The organism is Pseudochelatococcus sp. B33, from assembly GCF_053570585.1.
The window spans coordinates 1-930 of the sequence record NZ_JBSEFH010000079.1; the positions used below are offsets into that span (position 1 = coordinate 1).

Consider the following 930-nt stretch of genomic DNA (forward strand, 5'->3'; position numbering starts at 1 on the left):
CCGGTGATGATCAGCGGCGGGCCGCAGAAGAAGAACTCGTAGACGCCGTCCCGGGCGCAGTCCTCCGCCAGCTCCTTCACGTAGAAGATCTCCCCCATGCAAAGCCCGATCGCCGGGATCACCACCCAGTGCCAGGGCTGGTTGACGTCCGTCGTCTCGTTCGGCCGCACCTCCACGCCCCACGTGTCCGAGCAGATCGCCGCGATCTCCTTCTGGTGGCTCCAGTAGCAGTTCTCGAACTTCACGCCCGGCGCGTCGCCGCCCGCGTAGCCGCCCCATTCGCCCTCGACAAGGCAGCGCTCCATCTGGCCGGTGCGGATGATGACGAAATCGCCCTTGCCGATCTCCACCCCCTGCTGCGCCGCGCAGGCGTCGAGCTCGTCGTTGGAAATTCCCTCGCCGTCCTGGAGCCAGTCCACGCCCCGGAAGCGGGCGATGTCGAGCAGCACGCCGCGCCCGGCCATGCGGTTCTTCGAATGCTCGATGCCGAGAACCGAAAGGCCGCGCGAGTCGATCAGCCGGGCGTCATGGCCGTTGTAGGCCTTGTCCTCGTAGAAGACGTGGCCGAGCGCGTCCCAGTGCGTCGCGCCCTGAACGCACAGGTTGAGCGTATCGTCGGCGTAGCGGATCTTGTTCCAGTCCTGCTGGCCGGCCACCGCGTCGGTGCCGGTGGCGAGCATCTGGTGAATGGGGTTGAAGCGGCCGCCGAACAGCCCGTTCTGGGGGCCTTTCGCGTCGAGCGGAATGCCGAGGGCGAAAACGCGCCCGGTCTTGATGAGCCCGGCCGCCGCCACGATGTGATGCGGCTCGACATGGTTGAGGGTGCCGATGTGATCGTCCTTGCCCCACCGTCCCCAGTTCGACAATTCCTGAGAAGCCTGCCGGATGGCATTCGCGTCGACTTTGATGTTCATGCTTTCCTCCCGATAC

At 65.9% G+C, this 930-nt stretch carries 1 protein-coding gene; it reads right to left on the reverse strand.

Features of this window, described 5'->3' with window-relative positions:
• A partial coding sequence (locus ACUSIJ_RS29630) for a cyclase family protein (RefSeq protein ID WP_449312002.1) occupies positions 1–914 on the reverse strand: 914 nt, incomplete at its 3' end.
• Between the last annotated feature and the right edge of the window lie 16 nt (positions 915–930).